This is a genomic window from Streptomyces sp. NPDC059900 (assembly GCF_050270335.1).
In the GTDB taxonomy this organism is placed as follows: domain Bacteria; phylum Actinomycetota; class Actinomycetes; order Streptomycetales; family Streptomycetaceae; genus Streptomyces.
In genome coordinates this window covers 1-20,308 of sequence record NZ_JBNNJZ010000104.1, presented here as the reverse complement: position 1 = coordinate 20,308, position 20,308 = coordinate 1, and the positions used below count along the sequence as shown (strand labels likewise).

18 protein-coding genes are annotated in these 20,308 nt (G+C 73.1%); 10 read left to right on the top strand and 8 right to left on the bottom strand.

From position 1 onward, the window contains the following. Positions 1-330 precede the first annotated feature (330 nt). The gene (locus tag ACQKIP_RS17040; protein ID WP_365862455.1) at positions 331-1,833 is read left to right on the top strand and encodes an LVIVD repeat-containing protein; all 1,503 of its coding nucleotides are present in this window, start codon (positions 331-333) and stop codon (positions 1,831-1,833) included. Between the two features lie 5 nt (positions 1,834-1,838). Here ACQKIP_RS17040 and ACQKIP_RS17035 read toward each other — a convergent pair whose 3' ends face one another. Continuing rightward, on the bottom strand, positions 1,839-2,519 hold the full coding sequence (locus ACQKIP_RS17035; RefSeq protein WP_365862457.1) for a TetR/AcrR family transcriptional regulator: 681 nt from the start codon (positions 2,517-2,519) through the stop codon (positions 1,839-1,841). A gap of 189 nt (positions 2,520-2,708) precedes the next feature. On the opposite strand from ACQKIP_RS17035, the gene ACQKIP_RS17030 reads away from it, so the two are divergent. Further along, positions 2,709-2,954, top strand: a complete 246-nt coding sequence (locus tag ACQKIP_RS17030) for a DUF2630 family protein (RefSeq protein WP_365862563.1) — start codon at positions 2,709-2,711, stop codon at positions 2,952-2,954. Positions 2,955-3,011: 57 nt separating this feature from the next. Here ACQKIP_RS17030 and ACQKIP_RS17025 read toward each other — a convergent pair whose 3' ends face one another. From ACQKIP_RS17025 to ACQKIP_RS17010, 4 genes are all read right to left on the bottom strand, one after another. Next, positions 3,012-3,713 (bottom strand): HAD family hydrolase, encoded by a 702-nt coding sequence (locus tag ACQKIP_RS17025; RefSeq protein WP_365862459.1) that lies wholly within the window; start codon positions 3,711-3,713, stop codon positions 3,012-3,014. Positions 3,714-3,771: 58 nt separating this feature from the next. Next, a complete protein-coding gene (locus ACQKIP_RS17020) occupies positions 3,772-4,473 on the bottom strand; it encodes a phosphatase PAP2 family protein (RefSeq protein WP_365862460.1) in 702 nt (233 codons plus the stop codon). Positions 4,474-4,562: 89 nt separating this feature from the next. Next, positions 4,563-5,498, bottom strand: coding sequence for a M56 family metallopeptidase (locus ACQKIP_RS17015; protein WP_365862462.1), 936 nt, complete (start codon positions 5,496-5,498; stop codon positions 4,563-4,565). Positions 5,499-5,641: 143 nt separating this feature from the next. Beyond that, a complete protein-coding gene (locus tag ACQKIP_RS17010; RefSeq protein ID WP_365862464.1) occupies positions 5,642-6,211 on the bottom strand; it encodes a DUF5134 domain-containing protein in 570 nt (189 codons plus the stop codon). A 168-nt stretch (positions 6,212-6,379) separates the two neighbouring features. On the opposite strand from ACQKIP_RS17010, the gene ACQKIP_RS17005 reads away from it, so the two are divergent. Next, complete coding sequence (locus ACQKIP_RS17005; protein WP_365862465.1) at positions 6,380-8,065, top strand: FUSC family protein; 1,686 nt, start codon at positions 6,380-6,382, stop codon at positions 8,063-8,065. Positions 8,066-8,102: 37 nt separating this feature from the next. Next, the gene (locus ACQKIP_RS17000; RefSeq protein ID WP_365862467.1) at positions 8,103-8,723 is read left to right on the top strand and encodes a MarR family winged helix-turn-helix transcriptional regulator; all 621 of its coding nucleotides are present in this window, start codon (positions 8,103-8,105) and stop codon (positions 8,721-8,723) included. A 16-nt stretch (positions 8,724-8,739) separates the two neighbouring features. On the opposite strand, the gene ACQKIP_RS16995 is transcribed toward ACQKIP_RS17000, so the two are convergent. Beyond that, a complete protein-coding gene (locus ACQKIP_RS16995) occupies positions 8,740-9,519 on the bottom strand; it encodes a FadR/GntR family transcriptional regulator (RefSeq protein ID WP_365862469.1) in 780 nt (259 codons plus the stop codon). 226 nt (positions 9,520-9,745) lie between these two features. On the opposite strand from ACQKIP_RS16995, the gene ACQKIP_RS16990 reads away from it, so the two are divergent. The 6 genes from ACQKIP_RS16990 (at position 9,746) to ACQKIP_RS16965 (ending at position 17,580) form a co-directional block, all read left to right on the top strand. After that, the gene (locus ACQKIP_RS16990) at positions 9,746-10,990 is read left to right on the top strand and encodes a M20 family metallopeptidase (protein ID WP_365862470.1); all 1,245 of its coding nucleotides are present in this window, start codon (positions 9,746-9,748) and stop codon (positions 10,988-10,990) included. Beyond that, the gene (locus ACQKIP_RS16985; RefSeq protein WP_365862472.1) at positions 10,987-12,426 is read left to right on the top strand and encodes an aldehyde dehydrogenase family protein; all 1,440 of its coding nucleotides are present in this window, start codon (positions 10,987-10,989) and stop codon (positions 12,424-12,426) included. The genes ACQKIP_RS16990 and ACQKIP_RS16985 overlap by 4 nt, the downstream gene beginning before the upstream one ends. Positions 12,427-12,480: 54 nt before the next feature. Continuing rightward, entirely contained in the window at positions 12,481-13,278 is a 798-nt protein-coding gene (locus ACQKIP_RS16980; RefSeq protein ID WP_365862473.1) for an SDR family NAD(P)-dependent oxidoreductase, read from the top strand. Between the two features lie 89 nt (positions 13,279-13,367). Then, positions 13,368-13,733 carry a DUF3311 domain-containing protein gene (locus ACQKIP_RS16975; RefSeq protein ID WP_365862474.1) on the top strand — a complete coding sequence of 122 codons (366 nt, stop codon included), beginning with the start codon at positions 13,368-13,370 and terminating at the stop codon, positions 13,731-13,733. After that, complete coding sequence (locus ACQKIP_RS16970; protein ID WP_365862475.1) at positions 13,730-15,250, top strand: sodium:solute symporter family protein; 1,521 nt, start codon at positions 13,730-13,732, stop codon at positions 15,248-15,250. The genes ACQKIP_RS16975 and ACQKIP_RS16970 overlap by 4 nt, the downstream gene beginning before the upstream one ends. Continuing rightward, positions 15,247-17,580: a penicillin acylase family protein gene (locus ACQKIP_RS16965; protein WP_365862476.1), complete on the top strand. Its 2,334-nt coding sequence runs from the start codon at positions 15,247-15,249 to the stop codon at positions 17,578-17,580. The genes ACQKIP_RS16970 and ACQKIP_RS16965 overlap by 4 nt, the downstream gene beginning before the upstream one ends. Here the strand turns inward: ACQKIP_RS16965 and ACQKIP_RS16960 are convergent. Both ACQKIP_RS16960 and ACQKIP_RS16955 read right to left on the bottom strand, forming a co-directional pair. Next, a complete protein-coding gene (locus tag ACQKIP_RS16960) occupies positions 17,550-18,629 on the bottom strand; it encodes a DUF917 domain-containing protein (RefSeq protein ID WP_365862478.1) in 1,080 nt (359 codons plus the stop codon). The two genes, ACQKIP_RS16965 and ACQKIP_RS16960, sit on opposite strands and share 31 nt — an antisense overlap. Beyond that, positions 18,622-20,308, bottom strand: a 1,687-nt coding sequence (locus ACQKIP_RS16955; RefSeq protein ID WP_427743320.1) for a hydantoinase/oxoprolinase N-terminal domain-containing protein, incomplete at its 5' end; no start/stop codon positions are given. The genes ACQKIP_RS16960 and ACQKIP_RS16955, both read right to left, overlap by 8 nt.

The following is a 20,308-nucleotide window of genomic DNA, read 5'->3' as shown; positions in this document are numbered from 1 at the left end:
CGCCCGGCTTGCCCGGAGCGATCACCGAAGGGCCGGGCGCCGCCTTCTTCTCCGGCTGCGGACCGGAGTCGGAGCCTCCTGAATCGCAGGCGCCGAGCGCGAGAACGGCGGCCGTGAGGAACACGGCGACGGCGGGCGTACGACGGTGGTGCACGGCTGCCTCCTGTGGCGCGCGGGGGAGTTGAGGACCGTCCTAGCACGCTTACGAGCGTGATTGATCAAAAACTTTCATTACAGGTGCGTTGCCATCTGTTGATCTGTGCATGAGGAGCACGATACTGCGGGGTGTCGTGACCCGTTCAACTACGAACGGCGACAAGGGAGGACGCAGTGACCCTGTTGAACAACGCCCGAACTCGGCGCAGACGCCTCGGCGTCGGGGCGGCCGCGCTCGGCCTGATTGCCGCCCTGTTCAGCGCGGCGCCCGCCGGAGCGACGCCCGACCCGGGCGATTCACCGGCCGCGCCCAAGAGTGTCTCGAAGAGCGACGCCGCCGACGCGAAGGCCGACGTCAAGAGCGGCGAGATACCCGCGCCGGACGAGATCGTCCACTCGGACAACATCAAACATCTCGCCAACATCCCCAAGGACGCCCTGCCCGGGTTCAACACCGACCTGGCCTTCCAGGGGAAGTACGCCTTCGCGGGCAATTACGACGGCTTCCGCATCTACGACATCAGCAATCCGAAGAAGCCCCGGACCGTCTCCCAGGTCCTGTGCCCCGGCTCGCAGAACGACATCTCCGTCTCCGGGAACCTGCTCTTCCTCTCCACCGACTCCTCGCGCAGCGACAGCTCCTGCAACAGCACCACGCAGCCCGCGACCGAGAAGTCCTCGTGGGAGGGCATGAAGGTCTTCGACATCAGCGACAAGGCCAACCCGAAGTACGTCTCCGCCGTCGAGACCGCCTGCGGCTCGCACACCCACACCCTGGTGCCGGAGAAGAAGAACGTCTACGTGTACGTCTCCTCGTACTCCCCGAGCGCGACGTTCCCGGACTGCCAGCCGCCGCACGACGGCATCTCCGTCATCAAGGTGCCGCGCAAGGCCCCGCAGAAGGCGGCGGTCGTCGACTTCCCCGTGCTGTTCCCGGGTGAGGGCCCCGACGGCGGCGGCAACCCCGGCGGTCCCACCAACCCCGGCGTCTCCAAGACCACCGGCTGCCACGACATCACCGTGCTGCCCTCCGAGGACCTCGCGGCCGGCGCCTGCATGGGCGACGGCATCCTCTTCTCCATCAAGAACCCCGAGAAGCCCAAGGTCATCGACCAGGTCCAGGACAACAAGAACTTCGCGTTCTGGCACTCGGCGACCTTCAACCAGAAGGCGAACAAGGTCGTCTTCACCGATGAGCTCGGCGGCGGTGGCGGCGCCACCTGCGACGAGGCAACCGGCCCGGAGCGCGGCGCCAACGGCATCTACGAGGTCAGGGGCAAGGGCGACCACCGCAAGCTGGTCTTCAAGAGCTACTACAAGATCCCGCGCCACCAGGCCGCGACCGAGAACTGCGTGGCCCACAACGGCTCGCTGATCCCGGTCAAGGGCAAGGACCTGATGGTCCAGGCGTGGTACCAGGGCGGCGTCTCCGTCTGGGACTTCACCAACTCCTCGAAGCCCAAGGAGATCGGCTACTTCGAGCGCGGCCCCCTCAGCACGGACGCGATCCAGGTGGGCGGCTCGTGGTCGGCGTACTACTACAACGGCTACATCTACTCCAACGACATCGCCAAGGGCTTCGACGTCCTGAAGATCGACGACAAGCGGACGGATCCCGCCGAGCGGGTCCGCGTCGGTGAGCTCAACGTCCAGACCCAGCCGGACTACTTCGACTGACCGGACTACGTCGGGCGGGTGGACCGCCGATCGGACCGCGTCTCCTGCGCGGCCTGGTCGTCCGCCCGCTCATGCGTCCCGCCGGGCGGCTCGTCGCCCGGCGGGACGCCCAGCTCCCACGCGAGCCCGTACCGCTGGAACAGCTCGGCCCGCAGCGTGCCCTGCGGCATCGGCGCCCCCGGAAGCAGTACCGCGAAGACCGCGCCCATGAGCAGCGCGCGCAGCAGCGGATAGTCGGTGTCCACATCGAGCGACCCGTGCCGTACGACGGTGTCGCGCAGCAGTTCGGCCAGCTGCTGCTGCTCCGGGCAGCGCACGAACCCGTCCGCCTGGAGAATCCCCGCCATGTGCGTGCGCATGAGGAGGGGCTGGTCCCTCGCCAGGCCCAGGATCGCGTCGATGGCACGGGCCAGGCGTTCCTCGCCGTCGGCGGTGCGCGGCTCCCGGTCGAGGGCGGTCTCCAGCGTCCGGTGCATCAGGCGGTGCACGGCCGATTGCAGGAGCTGGCGCTTGCCGGGGAAGTAGTACGAGACGAGGCCGCGGGCCGAACCCGCGCGGTCGGCGATGTCGCCGAGTGTCGTCGCCTCATAGCCGCGCTCGCTCACCAACTCGACCGTGGCCTGCAGGAGTCGTTCCCTGGAACGCCTTCGCAACTCTTCATTGACCGATGCGCTACGCGGGGACATCCTGTAACTCCTGCGTTGACTGGCTCACAGCCAGTATACTCAGCGTGTCGCCGGTCAGGTCCCTCCACGGGCAGCTGGCCGGGTGCGACCCGGGGCAGGCAACACCGCGGGGGAGTGTTGCCTGCTCACGGGTGCCGATCGGCCGAACCCTCCTTACAGTGGGCCGGGGGGCCGAGGAGGCGTACTGAGATAAACCAAGAGCAGATTCTGTCCCGGATCGCGTCGATGGTCGACGACGAGCGGACGCTGCGGGAATCCCTGGCGTCGGGCGCGATCGACGTGGCGACGGAGCGTGCGAGGCTCGGCGCGATCGAACGCGAGCTTGACCGCTGCTGGGACCTGCTGCGCCAGCGGCGCGCGAAAGCCGAGTTCGGCGAGAACCCCGACGAGGCCCGGGTGCGCCCCGCAGCCGAGGTCGAGGGATACCGCTCGTAGACCGCCCGTCCTGCGGGGCCGGGCGCCCCGGACCCCTCTGCCGTCTCTTGTCGGCTCTCAGCTCTTGTCGACGAGGCCGAGGACGGGGCGCAGCGCGTCCGGCCTGCGGTCGAGGGGCAGGTGGTCCACGAAGTGCACGGCGCAGCCGGCGGCGGCGGCCCCGGCGTCCGTGCGCCGGTCGTCGCCCACCATCAGCGTGTCCGCCGGATCGACGCCGAGTTCCCCGCAGGCGCGGGCGAACAGGCGGGGGTCCGGCTTCTGGATCTCGTGCTCGTAGGACAGGGTGTAGGCGTCGACGTACGGATCGAGGCCGTGGGCGCGGAAGACGGGGCGCGGATCCCACCCGATGTTGCTGATCACGGCGATGCGGATGCCCCGCTCGCGGAGCCCGGCGAGGACCTCGGCCGCGTCGGCGTAGGGGCGCCAGGCCGCGGGCTGCATGTGGCGCTCGTACAGGGCGTCGTGCAGGCGCGGATCGGGCAGCGTGACCTCGCGCGAGAGGCCCGTGAACGCGGCGCGGTGCTGTGCCGCGCTGCGGTCGCGCTGGGCCCACGCCCCGGCGAGCCGGTCGGGTACGACGGTGGGGTGCGCCCCGCCCGGCAGCGCTCCCGCCCGGTCGAGGGCGGCCGTCAGGCGCTCGATCTCTGCGTCGGGGAGCGAGAGCCGGGCCTCTTCGAGCACCGCGCGCAGCCAGGCCGCGGTGGACTCGATGCGGAACAGGGTCCCGGAGAAGTCGAAGAGCGTGGCCTTGATCGTCATGAGCCGGATCCTCCGTGACGGGCTCGGGGACGGTCAAGTGCGCCCGGCCGCAGGCCGGTTACGCGGGGTCGGCCGCCGTGCGGGTGCCCGGCCGGTCGGTGTAGGTGGCGATGGCCAGGGCCACCGCGAGCGCGCCGAGCAGCCAGCCGCCGACGACGTCCGAAGGCCAGTGCACGCCGTTCCAGATCCGGGTCACGCCGACCCCGGCGACGGAGACCACGGCGAGCGTCACCCCCGTGCGCCACAGGGCGGGCCCCGCGCCGTACACGCGCAGGAGCCACAGGAGCAGCCCGCAGACGACCGTCGCCGTCATGGCGTGCCCCGAGGGGAAGGCGGCGAAGTGCGCGGAGTCCACCGGGTCCGGCCACACGGGGCGCGGCTTGTCGACCGCCGCCTTGAGTCCCTGCTGCACCAGGGTGCCCGCCGCGCAGGTGACCGCGAGCCACAGCGCGAGCCGGTAGGCGCCGCGGAAGGCGAGCCACAGCACGGCCACGGTGATCAGCGCGCGCATCGTCCACGGGTCCCACACCCAGTCGGTCAGGATGCGGCTGGTCTGCGTGAGGCCGTCGTGCGCGACGGCCCAGCCGTGCGTGGTGCGCGCGATGTCGCCGTCGAGGCTGCGCAGCGGACGCCACTCCACCTCGACCAGGAGGACCAGCAGGAGCGAGGGGACGCACAGGAGCGCGGCGGCGAGCGCTGCGCGGGGTTTCTCCCGGCGTGGCGGGCTGGGCGGCGAGTCGAGCGGTGCGGCGGAGTGCATGCAGTGATCCTCGCCGACGGACGGCCACGGAAACCATCCCGGTGCCCGATCCGGCGGGGGCGAATCCTGCCGCCCCGGCCAAAGGCTCTCTAGCCCAGCGCGCGCAGCCCCGGCACGAAGGTCACCAGGAGCGGGATCACCGGCACCAGGGCCGCGGCTGCCGTCAGGCGCAGGCGGCGGGCAGCGGTGAGGCGCGGGCGTGCGGACAGCAGGCGGTGCACCCGCTGCGGTACGTGTGCCTGCGGGGTGGGGCAGGGGCCGAACACGCCCCGGTCTTCGTTGAGCTCGATCAGCGCGAGGGCGATCGTCAGGCGCCCGAAGCGGCGCGAGGCCACGTCGTCGGCGGCCAGCTCGACCAGGCGGTGCATCTCGTCCCGGAACGCGGCGAACACCGGCACCTGCGGGAATCCCGTGGCCAGCGCGCCCGAGCAGTGCAGGAGCCAGTCGTGCCGCGCCTGGGCGTGCCCCTGCTCATGGGCGAGCACCGCATCCAGCTGGCGGCCCTTCAGGCGGCGCAACGCGGCGGTGGTGATGACCAGTTGGGGCGCCGTGCCCGGCAGCCACCAGGCGTCGGGGCGCTCGCCCTCCAGGACCACGAGTCGGTCGGCGCCGGGCTCCTCGCCGGGCAACAGCGGTGCGCGCAGCAGGAGTTCGCTGCGCCGCTTGCGGCGCCTGGCGCGCGCCCTGGCGATCTCGCGGGTCAGCATCGCCGCGGTCCATACGCCGCCCAGGGCCAGTGCCACGGCGGTCGCGGGCGCCCAGGAGCCGCCCGCCCCCAGGGCGTACGCGTCGACCACGTCGTGCGGCGCGGGAGCGAAGACGTGGCCGCGCACGGCCTGCCACGCGGCGGCGGCGCTCAGGGTCATCGACAGGGCGCAGCACATCAGCACACCCGCCACGACGCACTGCCATGCCCACAGCGCGACCACCGGTTCGCGCTCCGGCCAGTCGGCGCGCGCGAGGAGGCGCGGGGCGACGACGGCGGTGAGGGCGCCCAGCAGCAACAGCGCAACGGGGAGCAACATGTGTCAAGACTATGAGGGCGGCGCTCCCGGAGGGTATGGCCTATCGCCTCAAGTGACGCACGCCACGGTCGATCACCGGGATATCACCCGTTACGGCCCCGTGAGGCCCCGGTTCCGGTTCTTCCGTGCCGCCCTGCGGCGTTCTACAGCGTGAGGAGCATCGCGATCATGGCGATGCCCATGGAGAGCCGGCACGCCATCGCAAGCTCCGTGCGGTCGCCCCATCCCGTGACCGTGCCGCCACCGCCACGCTCCGCCGCCGCGAGCGCCGGCGTCGGTACGGGCAGGAGGCGGACCCCCGACCACAGCACGTACCCGGCGAAGTACAGCAGCAGCGCGCCGGTCAGGGCCGGTGTACCGCCGCCGCCGTGGCCCGTGTGGGCGGCGGGCGTCGCGGTCATGGCCGCCGCCATGTAGACCATGGCGCAGGCGCCGACCAGGTGATGCAGGTGATGGCGATGGCGCCGGGCCGCCCACAGGGCGCGCAGCGCCGCCGCGCCGAACACGGCCGCGTACCCCAGCCAGACCCATCGCGGCGGGGCGAGGACGGCCGCGGGCAGGGCCATCAAGGCCATGCCGAAGCCCATGACCGCCTCGCCGCCGGCCGCCCGGCGCTGTTCCTCGACCCTGCTGCGCATCCGCAGCAGACAGTAGGACCCGGTCGCCGCGCACAGCGCGACGAGCAGCCAGCCGGCCTGCGCCGGTCCGTGCACCGCGCACCTCCCCGATCGACGGTGTCGTCGGGTCGATGCCCTCGTACGGCGAGTCGTACGCGAGCGCACGGGTGTACGCGGGGAGCGCGGAGGGAGCGGACGCGGCGTGACGGAGGAGACTTCCGAGGTAAATCGTTTTCGAGTAAAACACTTGCTAATGTTCTTGGTATGAGCAGTGCGCCACCCTCTCCGCCCCGCCCCTCACGCCCCTCCGGCCCCTCACGTGCCCGCCGGCTCCCGCTCGCCGGTGTGCTGCGTCCGGGCAGGCCGTCCGACATCTGGTTCAAGCCCGCGTCGAGCGTGGTCGTCGCCACCGCGATACCGAACCTGACGCTCCTGGCGCTCGGCCGGCTCGATCTCGTCATGTACACGATGGCCGGATCGTTCTGCGCGCTCTACACCCACAACCTCCCCTACGCCGCAAGGGCCCGCGCTCTCGCCGGCGTCGTCGCGGGCATGCTGGCCAGCGTCGGCATCGCCATGGTCGCCGCCTCGCTCACCACATCGGCCGCGGTGCTCGTGGCCGTCGGAGCGCTGCTCGCCGCCGCCCAGAAGACGCTCTGCGACGCGACCCGCATCGGCCCGCCCGGCCACCTGATCTTCACCTTCATCAGCTCCGCCACCCTCTTCGCGCCGCAGGCCATCGGGCAGGTCCCCGGCCACCTCGCCCTCACGCTCGGCGCGGGCGCCATCGCCTGGCTGGTCGGCATGGCCCCCGCCCTGGTGCGCCCGCACGGCCCCGAACGCCGCGCCACCGCACGGGCCCTGCACGCGGCCGCCGCGTACGCCGAGGCCGAGGGGCCCGACCGCGAGCGCGCCCGCCCCGCAGCGGCGGCGGCCGTCCACGCGGCCTGGCAGTCACTGCTGGCCACCGGCGCCCGCACGGCGGCGCGCCGCGCCCTGGAGCGCCTGGTGATCCGCGCCGAGGACGCCCTGGCGGCACCCGCGGCGGCCGACCCCGCCCAGCTGCGCTCCCTGGCGGCGGGACTGCGCGGCACCGGCGCGGTGCCCCGCCCCGCAGACGTACGGCCCGGCGAGGACGACGAACTCCTCGGGGTGGAGGCGGAGCTGGCGGCCCGCTCCCCGAAGGGCGCCCTGTGGCGGCGCCTTGGCCCCGGATCGCCGCTGCTGCCCATCGCGCTGCGCACGGCCGTCGGCTGCGCGCTCGCGGGATACGCGTCCCTCGCGCTCGGCGTCGGCCGCCCCTACTGGGCCCTGGTCACCGCGGCCTCGCTCTACCAGGCCAACGTCACGCTCACCTGGAACAGGGGAGTGCAGCGCGTGGTCGGCAACCTCGTCGGAGTGCTCGCCTTCGCCGCCATCGCCCCGCTGGCCCACCTCAGCCACGCCGCGCTCATCGTCTGCTGCCTGGCGCTCGCCTTCGGTGCGGAGGCGCTGATCGGCCGCAACTACTGGCTCGGCAGCGTGTGCGTCACGCCGATGGCCCTCCTCGTCACCGAGTTCGCGCGCATCCAGCAGCCGGGCGACCTCATCCTGGACCGGGTCGTGGACACCTTCGTGGGCGCGCTGCTCGGCGTCGTCGCGGCGATCGCCGTCACCAACCGGCGCGCCGCCGACCACATCGAGCTGGCCATCGACGCCACGGACCGGGCCCGCGCCCGCGCCGAACAGGCCCTGGCGGCCCCGCTCCCCACGGCTGCCGCCCTGCGCCCGGCACGCCGCGGCCTGACCGCCGCCCTGGTCGATCTGCGCACCGCCCATGACGCGGCGGCGGGCGAATGGTGGCAGCGCGCCCTGCCGGACCAGCGGGTGATGGCCGCCGAGCAGGCAGGACACCGTACGCTCGCGGCGACGGTACGCGGCATGCGGCACGGCGGGCGCGTACGGGCATGACCGGCCGGGCAGCGCGGAAGGGCGAGGACAGGGGCACATGAGCAACGGGAGCGAACGGGACACGGCGGCACACGCCGCGGCCCGCGCGGGAGACGGTGCCGAGGGCGGTTCCGCGGGCGCGGCGGGCGGCGTTCCCGGCGCCGTGCCCCGCGACACCGTCGCCGCCGTCGTGCGGCAGTGGCAGGCGGTGCGGCCGGACATCGACACCGGGCCGATGGAGGTCATCGGCCGCATCAACCGCTGTGCGGCTCTCCTGCAACAGGCCGAGGACGCCCCGCTGCGCCGCGTCGGCCTGACCCGTCCCGAGTTCGACCTCCTCGGCGCGCTGCGCCGTACCGGCCATGAGCTGACCCCCGGCGAACTGGCCCGGGAGACCTTCTCGTCGGGGGCCGCCGTCACCAAGCGGCTCAAGCAGCTCCAGGAGCGCGACCTGGTCGACCGGCGCGCCGACACCCGTGACCGCCGTGTCTCGCACGTGAGCCTGACCGGCAAAGGCCGCGCTCTGGTCGACTCGCTCCTGCCCGACCAGCTCGCCTACGAGACCGTGGTCCTCGCCGGTCTCGACGCGGACGGGCAGGGGCAACTCAGTTCACTGCTCGGGGAGTTGTTGCAGCAGCTGGAGGGGCGGCTCGGGCTTTCGCCGGGGTTCAGGGGCTGACGCCCGCCGGAGAGGGTCAGTGGTCCTCGACCGAGGCCGCCAGCATCTGCCGTGTCTCCGGCTCCACATGCGCGGCGTAGTACTCGTGCAGCGCGGTGCGGCCCAGGCGGGCGGCGAGGGGCCCGTCGCCCGCGGTGATCGCCGCGAGGACCTCGCGGTGATGGGCTATGGAGCGCTCCATCCAGGCCGTCGTGTCCGCGACGCCCGCGATCTTCTTCTCGATGACCTCCACCACCGCCTCGTGCACCGCGCGTGCGCACAGGCCGAGGAGGGAATTGCCGCTGGCCTCGGCGATCGCCCGGTGGAAGAGCGCGTCGGCCTCGCTGAACGCGTGCAGGGCCGCCGGGCCGCCGTCGCCGCTGAGTGCTTCCATGCGGGTGATCTGCTCGCGCATCCTGGCCAGGTCGTCCGCGCCGTGCAGACGTGCCGCCAGGCGGTTGCTCTCGGCGTCGAGGACCATGCGGAACTGCACCAGTTCGCCGAGCGTCGCCACGCTGGAGCGGGTGAGGCGGCCCAGGGCCTGGCTGAGATTGTCCGGGGAGACGCCGAGCACCTCGGCGCCCAGCGGATCGCCGGGGCGCGAGCGGATCAGGCCCGCCGACTGGAGCACGCGCAGTGCCTCGCGGACCGTCGAGCGGCCCACGCCGAAGCGGTTGACCAGTTCGCGCTCGGCGGGCAGCCGTGCACCGGGCGGCAGATCACCGCTGAGGATGCGCTCCTCGATCTGCTCCGCCACCCGCTGATAGGCGCGGACCGGTGTGACCGGCCGGAACAGGTCGCTGTCGTCGGCGGCCATCGGCCCGCCCCCTCCACGGTACGTAGCTGACACGCGGTGTCGCGGGACACCGGCGCGGACATCGGTGCGGATGCCGACGCGGACACCGACGCGGGCATCGGTGCGGATACCGGCGCGGGAAACAAGATCTGGTGGTTGACCCGGCCAGGAACGTGGAGGCAGAGTACGGGAACTCAACTGGTCTGACCAGTCGACTGGCCTCGTGGTCGGCCGACTTGGAGGTTGCATGCACACCGGCTCACGTCACACCGGCTCAAGCGCGCCCGCCGCCGATCTGCCCGTCGACCCGGACACCGTTGTCTCCTTCACCCGGGATCTGGTCCGGCTGCGTACCGTCAACGCGGCCGGGGCCACCGTGGTCGAGCAGCCCGCCGCCGATCTCGTCGCCCGGCTCTTCACCGAGTTCGGCTGGACGTACGACGTGGCGGAGGTCGCGCCAGGGCGGCCCAACACCGTCGCGGTCGTCGAGGGCGGGGGCGGCAACGGCCCGACCCTGATGTTCGAAGGGCACATCGACGTCGTCACGGAGGGCGATCCCGGGGACTGGAGCGTCGATCCCTACGGCGCCGAGATCCGGGACGGCAAGCTGTGGGGGCGCGGCTCCGCCGACATGAAGTCCGGCGTCGCCGCGATGATTTACGCGGTGCGGGCCCTGCAACTCGCGGGCCCCTTTCCCGGCCGCGTCGTCCTCGGGGTGCTGTGCGACGAGGAAGGGCTGATGCTCGGCGCGAAGGCGTTCGCCGCCACACCGCTCGCGCGCGAGGTGGACGGGGTCATCGTCTGCGAGCCCGAGGGGTACGAGGTGTGCACCAGTGCCCGTGGTGGCATCCGGCTGCGGCTCGATCTCGACGGGGTGATGGCCCACGGCGCCATGCCGCAGGAGGCCAGGAGCCCGATCGTTGCCGGGGCACGCGTCGTGGAAGCGCTCGGCCGCGTGCAGGACTGGGCCCTGAAGCGGTACGGCACGCACCCGCACGCCGGAAGCGTGACGGTCACGCCGACCGTCCTGCACGGCGGCGACCCGGACCAGCTCAACGTCATCCCCGCGCACGGGATCGTCGGCGTCGACGTCCGCACGATTCCCGGCACCGATCACACCGAACTCATCGGCAAGGTGCGGGAGTTCGCGGTCGTGGCGGCCGGGAGCCAGGGAGTGGGCGTGCGACTCACCGTCGTCGACGACCGGCCCGCCGTCGAGATCGCCGAGGACCACCCGGTGGTCGCCGCCCTCGTCGACGGGCACCGCCAAGTGCACGGCACTCCACCGCCGTTCGGAGCCGTGCCCGGCACCACGGACGGCACGATCCTCACCCGCGACGCCGGCCTGCCGACCGTCGTCTACGGCCCCGGCGGCAAGTGGATCGCCCACCAGAAGGACGAGTTCGTCGAGGTGCGCGAGATCGTCGAGTACACGCGCGTCTACGCCGCCGCGGCCCGCGCGTTCCTGACCGGCGCCGGAGGTGCGCGATGACCTGCCCCGAAGGGCTGCCCGTAGGAGACGGCTGGGTGGCCGCGCCCGCCGGTAAGGCGGTCCTCTTCCCGTACGACGGCACCGAGATCGCCGTGGCGCCGGTCGGCGACGCAGACCTCGCGGGGCGGGCCGTCGGGCATGCCGCGGCGATCCGTGTGCGGGTCGGCGGGCTGAGCGCGGGAGTGCGGAGGAAGGTGCTCGCCGGGGTCGCGGCGACGCTCGCCGAAGCGGCGCCCGACCTCGTGGACCTGCTCGTCCTGGAGACCGGGAAGCCGCGGGTCGACTGCGGGGTCGAGATGCAGCGGGCCGTGGCCACCTGGCAGGCGGCGGCCGACGAGGTGGCCCATCTGCACGGGGAGACCGTGCCGCTGGACGTGCAGCCGTCCGGGGAGGGACTCCTCGGCTTCTGGACGCGGCGGCCCGTCGGGGTCGTCGTCGGCATCGCGGGCTTCAACTACCCGGTCCTTCTGGCCTCCCACAAGATCGCACCGGCGCTCGCCGCGGGCTGCCCGGTGATCGTCAAGCCCGCCCCCGCGACACCGCTCGCCACCTTGCGGCTCGTCCATCTCGTGCGCGAGCAACTCGTGGCGGCGGGCGCGCCCGCCGCAGCGGTGCAACTCGTCACGGGGGACGCGGAAGTCGGCCGTACGCTCACCACGCACCCGGAGGTCGCCGCGGTCTCCTTCACCGGGTCCGCGGGCGTGGGCCACCGCATCGCGCGGGACGCCGCACCCCGCAAGGTGGTCCTCGAACTCGGCTCCAACGCGGCGCTCGTCGTGGCCGCGGACGCCGATCTCGACGCGGCGGCCGACGCGGTGGTGCGGGGCGGGTTCTACGCGTCGGGCCAGGCCTGCATCTCCGTGCAGCGGGTCGTCGTGGTGGCCGCGGTCGCGCAGGAGTTCGAGAAGCGGCTCATGGAGCGGCTGCCCGACGTGGTGGTCGGCGACCCCCGCGACCCGGCGACCCGCGTCTCGGCGCTCATCGACGAGGCGGCCACGGCGCGGGTGCTCGACTGGGTGGATCGGGCACGGGCGGCCGGGGCGCGCCTCGTGGCGGGGGGAGTGCGCGACGCGGGCGGCCGGTGCGTCGCCCCGACCCTGCTCGCCGAGGTCCCGGACGGCGAACCCGCCTGGGACGAGGAGATCTTCGGGCCGGTCGTCTGCCTGCGCACGGTGCCGGATCTGGACACCGCGTACGACGTGGTCAACGCGAGCCGCTACGGCCTGCACGCGGCCGTCTACACCAAGGGCCTGCGGGCCGCGCTCGAAGCCGTGGACCGCCTGGAGGCCGGCGGTGTGGTGGTCAACGAAGTCCCCGGCTACCGCAGCGACATCGCCCCGTACGGCGGCGTCAAGGACTCCGGCATCGGCCGCGAGGGCCCCAGGTTCGCCATCGAGGAACTGACGGTGACCCGGATGGCGGTCATCAGGCCCTAGGGCGGACACGCGTCACACCAGCCCCTGAGCTCCGGCAAGAGAGGCATCATCACCATGGACTACGGCAATCTGTTCCGGCTCGACGGGCGCCGCGTCGCGGTCGTCGGCGGTGCGAGCGGCATCGGCCGTGAGGCCGCCCGCGCGCTGGCTGCCCAGGGCGCGCACGTCGTCGTCGCCGACCGGGACGCGCAGGGGGCGGCCGAGACGGTGGCCCTCGCGACGGGGGAGGGCGGCCAGGCGTCCGGCATCGGGACCGCCGTCGCCCACCCCCTGGACGTCCTCGACCCCGACGCCGTACGCACCGCCGTCGCCGCGTGGGGAGCGCTCGACGGGCTTGTCGTCACCGTCGGGGCCAATGTGCGCAAGCGCATCGCCGACTACGGCCTCGACGAGTTCGACCGCGTCATCGCGCTGAACCTGCGTTCCTACCTCACGCTCATCCAGGCCGTCGCCCCGGGCATGGCCGAGCGCGGCCGGGGAAGCGTGGTCGGCTTCGCCTCCATGCGGGCCTTCCAGGTGGAGCCGGGACAGGGGCCGTACGCCGCGTCCAAGGCGGGCCTCGTCCAGTTGCTGCGGACCGCCGCCGCGGAGTGGGGGCCCCGGGGCGTGCGGTTCAACGCCGTCGCGCCCGGCGTCGTGCGGACTCCGCTCACCGACCAGATCGCCGCCGACCCCGCATGGTTCGACGCCTACGCACAGGCCTCCGCGCTCAAGCGGTGGGCGCGCGCCGACGAACTCGCCGGTGCCGTCGCCTATCTCGTGTCGGACGCCTCCACCTTCGTCACCGGCACCGTGCTGAGCGTCGACGGGGGCTGGACCGCGGTCGACGGCCGCTACGACCCCTCCGTCTGATCCGCCACTGAACCGCCACGACCCCCTTCGTCCGATCCGCCACGCCCCCTCCGTACGACCCTCCCCTCCGCCCCCAAGGAGCTCCCCCCATGCCACCCACAGCCGAAGACAGCGGCGAGCACAGTCCACCGGACCCCGCGGACTCGCCCCTGGACGGCCTCCCCACCCTCAGAGGCGTGGCCCGCCCCTCCCTCTGTCTGCTCCTGGTCCCCGTCCTGCTCTACGGCGCCGCCCCCTTCGTGGCCAACCGCATCGAGCCGCGCATCCTGGGCGTCCCCTTCCTGCTGGCCTGGGTCATCGCCGCCACGGTGATCAGCCCCCTGGTGATCTGGCTCGCCGCCCGGCTCGACCCGGCCTACCGCGCGAACGCCGTCGAACCGATCCCGGCGGACGACCTTCCGGGCAGCTTCCCCGACGGCCTCCCCGGCACCGACACCGAAGGAGGCCGCCGATGAACGGCTCAGCAGCCGTCGCGACCACCATCTTCGGGCTCGCGATGGCCGCCACCATCGGCATCGGCCTGTGGAGCGCCCGCGGCCGGTCCAAGGGCCTCGCCGAGTGGTCCGTCTCCAGCCGCGGACTCGGCGTCCTGTTCATCTGGCTGCTCATGGCCGGCGAGACGTACACGAGCTTCTCGTTCCTCGGCACCGCGGGCTGGTCGTACTCCTTCGGCGCGCCGATCCTCTACCTCGTCGCCTACCTGACCGTCGGCTTCGCCGTCGCCTACGTCGTCGGCCCCGCCCTGTGGACGTACGCGAGCCGGCACGGCCTCATCTCCATCGCGGACATCGCCGAATTCCGGTTCCGCTCGCGCCCGGTGGGGATGCTCGTGGCCGTCGTCGCGACGGTCTTCATCGTCCCCTACATCCAGGTGCAGATCCAGGGCATGGGCGTCGTCGTGAACGCGATGACGTACGGCAGCGTCGATCTGAAGGTCGCCGCCGTGATCTCCTTCGTCGTGGCCGAGGTGTTCATCCTCGTGTCAGGGCTTCGCGGCTCGGCGTGGGTGAGCGCCCTCAAGGACATGCTGGTGATCGTCGCCGTGGTGTTCCTCGCCGTGTACATCCCCATGCACTACCTCGGCGGGGTCGGCGAGTTCATGCAGCGCATGGTGACCGAGAAGCCCGAGTGGCTGACCTTCCCCGGTCATGAGTCCGGCGGGCGCAACGCCATGTGGTTCCTGAGCACCGTGGTCCTCAACGCCGTGACGATCACCATCTTCCCGACCACCGTCGCCGGCTACCTCAGCGCGAAGAGCCCCAACGCCCTGCGCCGCAACGCGCTGCTCCTGCCGTGGTACCAACTGCTCCTGTTCGTCCCGATGATCGTCGGCGCCACGGCGCTGTTCGTGATGCCGACCCTGGGCAACCCCGACCTGGCCCTCTTCAGCCTCGTCACCGACTCCCTGCCCTCACCCGTCGTGGCGCTGATCGGCGTCGCGGGCGCGCTCTCGGCGATCGTGCCGATGAGCGTCTTCATGCTCTCCATCGGCACGCTGTGGGGCCGCACGATTCTCGGCGGCGGCAACGGCGCCGATCCGCGGGCGCGCGGCCGGGTGCCGGGGAAGCCGGGCGACGCCGACGACATGCGCACCAAGCGGCTCTCCCAACTGGTGTGTGTCGTGGCCGGGTTGATCGCGCTGGCGGGCAGCCTCTTCTACCCCAACACCCTGGTGGAGCTTTCCGTCCTGTCCTACGAGGGCCTTGCGCAGCTGGTGCCCGTCGTGCTGCTCGCCCTGTTCTGGCGGCGGCTGACCGCGCGGGCCGCCGTCGCCGGAATGCTCACCGGGCTCGCGGTGATGACCGCGCTGTGGGCCACCGACAACGACCCGTACCACGGGGTGAACGGCGGCATCATCGCGCTCGCCGCCAATCTTGCCGTGCTGCTGGCGGTCGTCGCTCTTGCGCCGGGTCCGGGACCGGCCGTACCCCGCGAGCATGCGGCACAAGCCGCGGTGAAGGAGACCCGATGACGGACAGCGACCTCTTCGAGGTGCCGGGACTCCAGGAACCCGTGGAGATCCGCATCGACCGGTGGGGCGTCCCGCATCTGTACGCGGAGTCCCGGGACGACCTCTTCCTGGCCCAGGGGTTCAACGCCGCCCGCGACCGCCTCTTCCAGCTGGACCTCTGGCGGCGCCGCGGACTCGGCCTGCTCGCCGAGGTGCTGGGGGAGCGGTACGCCGAACACGACCGCGCGGCACGGCTGTTCCTCTACCGCGGGGACATGGCGCAGGAGTGGTGCGCGTACGGCGACGACACGGAGCGGGTGACGACGGCCTTCGTCCACGGCATCAACGCGTACGTGACGCTGTGCCGCGCGGACGCGACGCTGCTCCCGCCCGAATTCGCCCTCCTGGCCTACGAGCCCTCGTACTGGCAGCCGTCCGACGTGGCCCGCATCCGCAGCCACGGCCTGCAGTACAACCTCCGCGACGAGGTCGCGCGCGCCCTCACCCTGCGCGAGCACGGCCCGGACGCGGAGGACCTGCGCCGCCGCCGCGAGCCCGCCCCGCACCGCCTGCGCGTCCCCGAGGGGCTCGACCTGTCCGTCATCCCCTCCGACGTCCTGCGTGTGTACGAGATGGCCACCACGCCCCCGTGGGCGGCGGGCCAGGCGCCCCGCCAGGGCCTGGACGGCTCCAACAACTGGGTCATCGCCCCGTCCCGTACGGCCACGGGGCGACCGCTTCTGGCCAACGATCCGCACCGCGGGATCACCCTGCCCGCGCTGCGCTACCTCGCGCACCTCTCGGCGCCGGGCATCGACGTCATCGGGGCGGGTGAACCTGCCCTGCCCGGCATCTCCGTGGGACACAACGGCCGGGTCGCCTTCGGCCTGACGATCTTCCCGATCGACCAGGAGGACCTGTACGTCTACCGCACGAACCCGGCGAACCCGCACGAGTACTGGTACGAGAACCGCTGGGAGCCGATGACGCGCGTCACGGAGTCGGTCCCGGTGCGCGGCGGCGAGGCGGTCCGGGCCGACCTGTGGTTCACGCGCCACGGCCCGGTGATCCGCGAACTGCCCGGCAAGAACGCCGCGTTCGCGGTCCGTGCGGCCTGGCTGGATCCCGGCATGGCCCCCTACCTGGGCAGCATGGACTACATGCGGGCGGCGGACCCCGACGCGTTCGTCACGGCGATGCGCCGCTGGGGAGCCCCCGGCGAGAACCAGGTCTACGCGTCCCCCGACGGCACGATCGGCTGGCGCCCCGCGGGCCGCGTCCCGGTGCGCCCCGGCTGGGACGGCACCCTGCCCGTACCGGGCGACGGCCGCTACGAATGGGCCGGCTTCCTGGACGTGGAGGAACTCCCCTCGGTCCGCGACCCGTCCGAGGGCTGGTTCGCCACGGCCAACCAGCTGAACCTGCCGCCCGCGTACCCGAACGCGCAGAAGACCGTCACGTACGACTGGTACGCACCGACCCGCCACGACCGCATCACGGAGGAACTGGGCGCCCGCACGGACTGGACGGTCCAAGACTGCGTCCGCCTTCAGACGGACTACGTGAGCCTGCCGGGCCGGCGGGTGCAGCGGCTGCTTGCCGGCCTTGAGGAGGGGCAGGGGGCGAGTGCCACCGCCCTTGCGCTGCTGCGTGACTGGGACGCCCGTCTCACCCCCGGGTCCCCGGCCGCCGCGCTCTTCGAGGTCTGGTACCGCAGGCACCTGCGGCCCGCCCTCCTGGCGCGGGCCCTCGAGGGGATCGTGGGGGAGGAGCAGCGGGAGCAAGCTCTGGCGCGGGTCCTTCCCGTGGAGGACGCGGCGGCGGACGCCCGCGTCGATCTGGAGCTGCTGGAGGGCGACCCGGATCCCGCGCTGCTGCTCGGGACGCTCGAAGCGGCCGTCGATGAACTCACCGGGCTCCTGGGGGCCGACCCGGCCGCCTGGTCCTGGGGCGCCCTGCACCACGCCCGTCCGCAGCACCCCGTCGCCGCCCTGCTCGACGGGCCCGCCCCGGACTGGGCGTCCGTGGGCCCCGCGCCGCGCGGCGGCAGCGGGGACACCGTGGGCGCCGCCGCCTACGGGCCGGGGTTCCGGCAGACCGCGGGGGCCACCTTCCGGATCGTGGTGGACGTCGGCTCCTGGGACGACTCCGTGGCGATGAACTCGCCGGGACAGTCCGGCGTTCCGGGCAGCCCGCACTACGACGACCTGTTCGCGAGCTGGGCCGCCGACGGTTCCTTCCCGCTCCTCTACTCCCGCGACGCGGTGGCGCAGCACACGCGGCGGACGATCACACTGCGACCGCCCGCCGCGGCGCGGGATCAGGGGGCCGAAGAGCCGAAGGGCAGGTAGTCCACCTCGTATCCGAAGCAGCGGGGACCGGCCAGGGCGAGCCCGGCCTGGGTGGTCCAGCGCGGGTCGCAGCGGGCGGCGAAGACGCTGACGCGCAGCCCGTAGCGCAGGCCCTCCGTGGTCACCGGGTCACCGGTCTCGCTGTCCAGGACACAGATCAGGTCGGGCGTGGTCGCGACGGTCACCCCGTCGCGCGTGGCGAGCAAGTGCTCGTTCTGAAAGCCGAGTTCGACCCCCCGGCCCGCGTCGTCCTGCGTCCCCTCGATGCGGGCGCTCCCGCGCGCGAAGCCGCCCTCCGTACGGCGGATGACGTCGACCACCTTGCCCGTCAGGAGCGGGATGCCCCCGAGCATCGCGCGCACCGCCGCCACCGGATCGCCGTGCGCGGCCCGCGCCTCACGCACCGCCGCGCCGAGCCGCCCGGCGAGCGTGAGCGTGGCGGGCACCAGGCCGTCGGCGAGCTGGTCGCCGCGCAGCACGGTGTCCGCGCAGCTGATCTGGCAGCCGAGCTCCACGCACACCGCGCGCGCGATGCGCTCGGCCGCGTGGTTGTCGACGGCCTCGACGACGACCGTGTTGCCCTTGTCGTCGGCCAGCGCCATCGGCGAGATGGTGATCCCGGCCAGGCCCGGCAGCACCATCTGCGCCTCCGGGAACGCCCGCCCCATCGCGTCCCCGTCCACGAGCGGAAGCCCGGTCCGCGCGGCGCACGCGATCGGCAGCATCGAGTTGACCCCGCCGACCTCCAGCGGGACCAGGTGCGTGGCCCGGCGGCCGATGTGTCTCTCCAGGGCCCGCAGCGCCGCCAGGTCCTCCCGGCCGTTGGGCACGCGCTCCAGGAGGACGGTGGGTGCGCCCATGCCCGATACGGGGACGACGGTCGCGTCGGCGTCGACCTCGTCGATGCGGACGAGCCGGACGGGCCCGTGCGCGCGGATCGCCTCACGGGCGAGCAGTTTGCCGATGTAGGGGTCGCCGCCGCCGCCCGTGCCGAGGATGCCCGAGCCGCGGGCGATGTCGTCGAGGTTGCCGAGGGTGATCTCATGCATCGCGGACCGCTCCGGCGTCGCACCAGGAGGGGCCGGAGCAGCCCGGGACGCGCTCCAGATCGAGATCCCCCACCGCCTTGACGCGGATACGCGTCGCACCGCCGGGCAGATAGGCCAGCGGCACCTCCTCGACGTCCACGACACGGACGCTGCCGGGGAGCGCCCCGGCGTCAAGGGCACGCCCGAGTGCCTCGTCGCGGGCCCCGGCGAGCACCGCGTCCCTGCGTCCGTCGGGGACGCGGAAGACCCGGTCGACCTCGCCGCCGACCTGGGCGATCGCCGCGCCCACCGCGTTGGCCACGTCGAAGTGCGCGGGCCTTCGCACATCGGCGAAGCCGGGTAAGGGCTCGGGCACCAGGACGGAGCCGCCGCCGACCGCGACCACCGCGAGCGGCGCCGCCGAGGTCCGCATCCGGTCGACGCCCTCGGCGAGCCGCCCGGCGACGCGCTCCAGGGCCCGCCCGGTGAACTCCGGGTCCAGATGGGCGACACGAGCCCTGTCGCCGATGTCGGCCAGGCCCGCGGCCACCGCCAGATCCGTCGCCGTCAGCCGCGTACCGCCGAAGACGAGGGCATCGCGGGTGAGCCGGTGGCCCACCGACCGCGGGCCGGTGCCGCCGCCCTCCGACACCAGGGACCCGCCGCCGATGCCGAGCGAAAGCACGTCGGGCGTACGGAAGTTGACCCGGATGCCCGCGGCCTGGCTCTCGCCGGCCGCCTCGCGCGGAAACCCCCCGGTGAGGATGCCGATGTCGGCCGTGGTGCCGCCCACGTCGACGACCGCGCAGTCGCCGAGCCCGGAGAGGAGGGCCGCGCCCCGCATCGAGTTGGTGGGCCCCGACGCGAACGTCGCCACGGGGCACGTACGCGCGAAGTCGGCGTCCATCAGCGTCCCGTCGTTCTGCGAGAGGAAGAACGGCGCCGTGAGCGACATCTCGGCCAGCGCCTTGCCGAACGACTCCACGATGACGGTGGCCAGGTCCCGCAGCGACGCGTTGATGATCGTGGCGTTCTCCCGCGCGAGGAGACCGACCCGGCCCAGATCGTGCGAGAGCGAGAGATGCACGCCCTCGCCGAGCTCGGCGCGCAGGATCCCGGCGGCGAGCCGTTCGTCGGTCTCCGCCACCGGCGAGAACACCGACGACACGGCGACCGAGGTGAGTCCGCGCGCGGCGATGTCGGCCGCCGTGCGCTTCAGCTCCTCCGGGTCGAGCGGGGACAGCGGCCTCCCGTCGAACTCGCGCCCGCCGTGGCAGAGATAGCCGTGCCCGGCGACGGCGGCCCGCTGCCGGGCGGGCCAGTCCGCCATGGGCGGCAGCGCGGCGGTGGCGGGCAGGCCCAGACGCACGGCCGCGACGGGGGTGAGCCGGGCGCCCTCGACGAGCGCGTTGAGGAAGTGGGTGGTGCCGATCATCACCGCGGTGACGGATTCGACCGGCGGGTCCAGGGTCCGGACCGCGGCGGTGATGCCGGCGGTGATGTCGGGGGTGGTCGGTGACTTGGCGGCCGCGAGCACGCGGTCGTCGTACCCGATCAGGACGGCGTCGGTGTTGGTCCCACCGACGTCGATGCCGATACGCATGGTGGTGGAGCCCTTCGTGTGGCGACGGGTGATGCGTAGTACGGAGGTGACGCACGCCGCGATCAACCAGGCGGCGGGACGGCGCCTTCTATGGGCG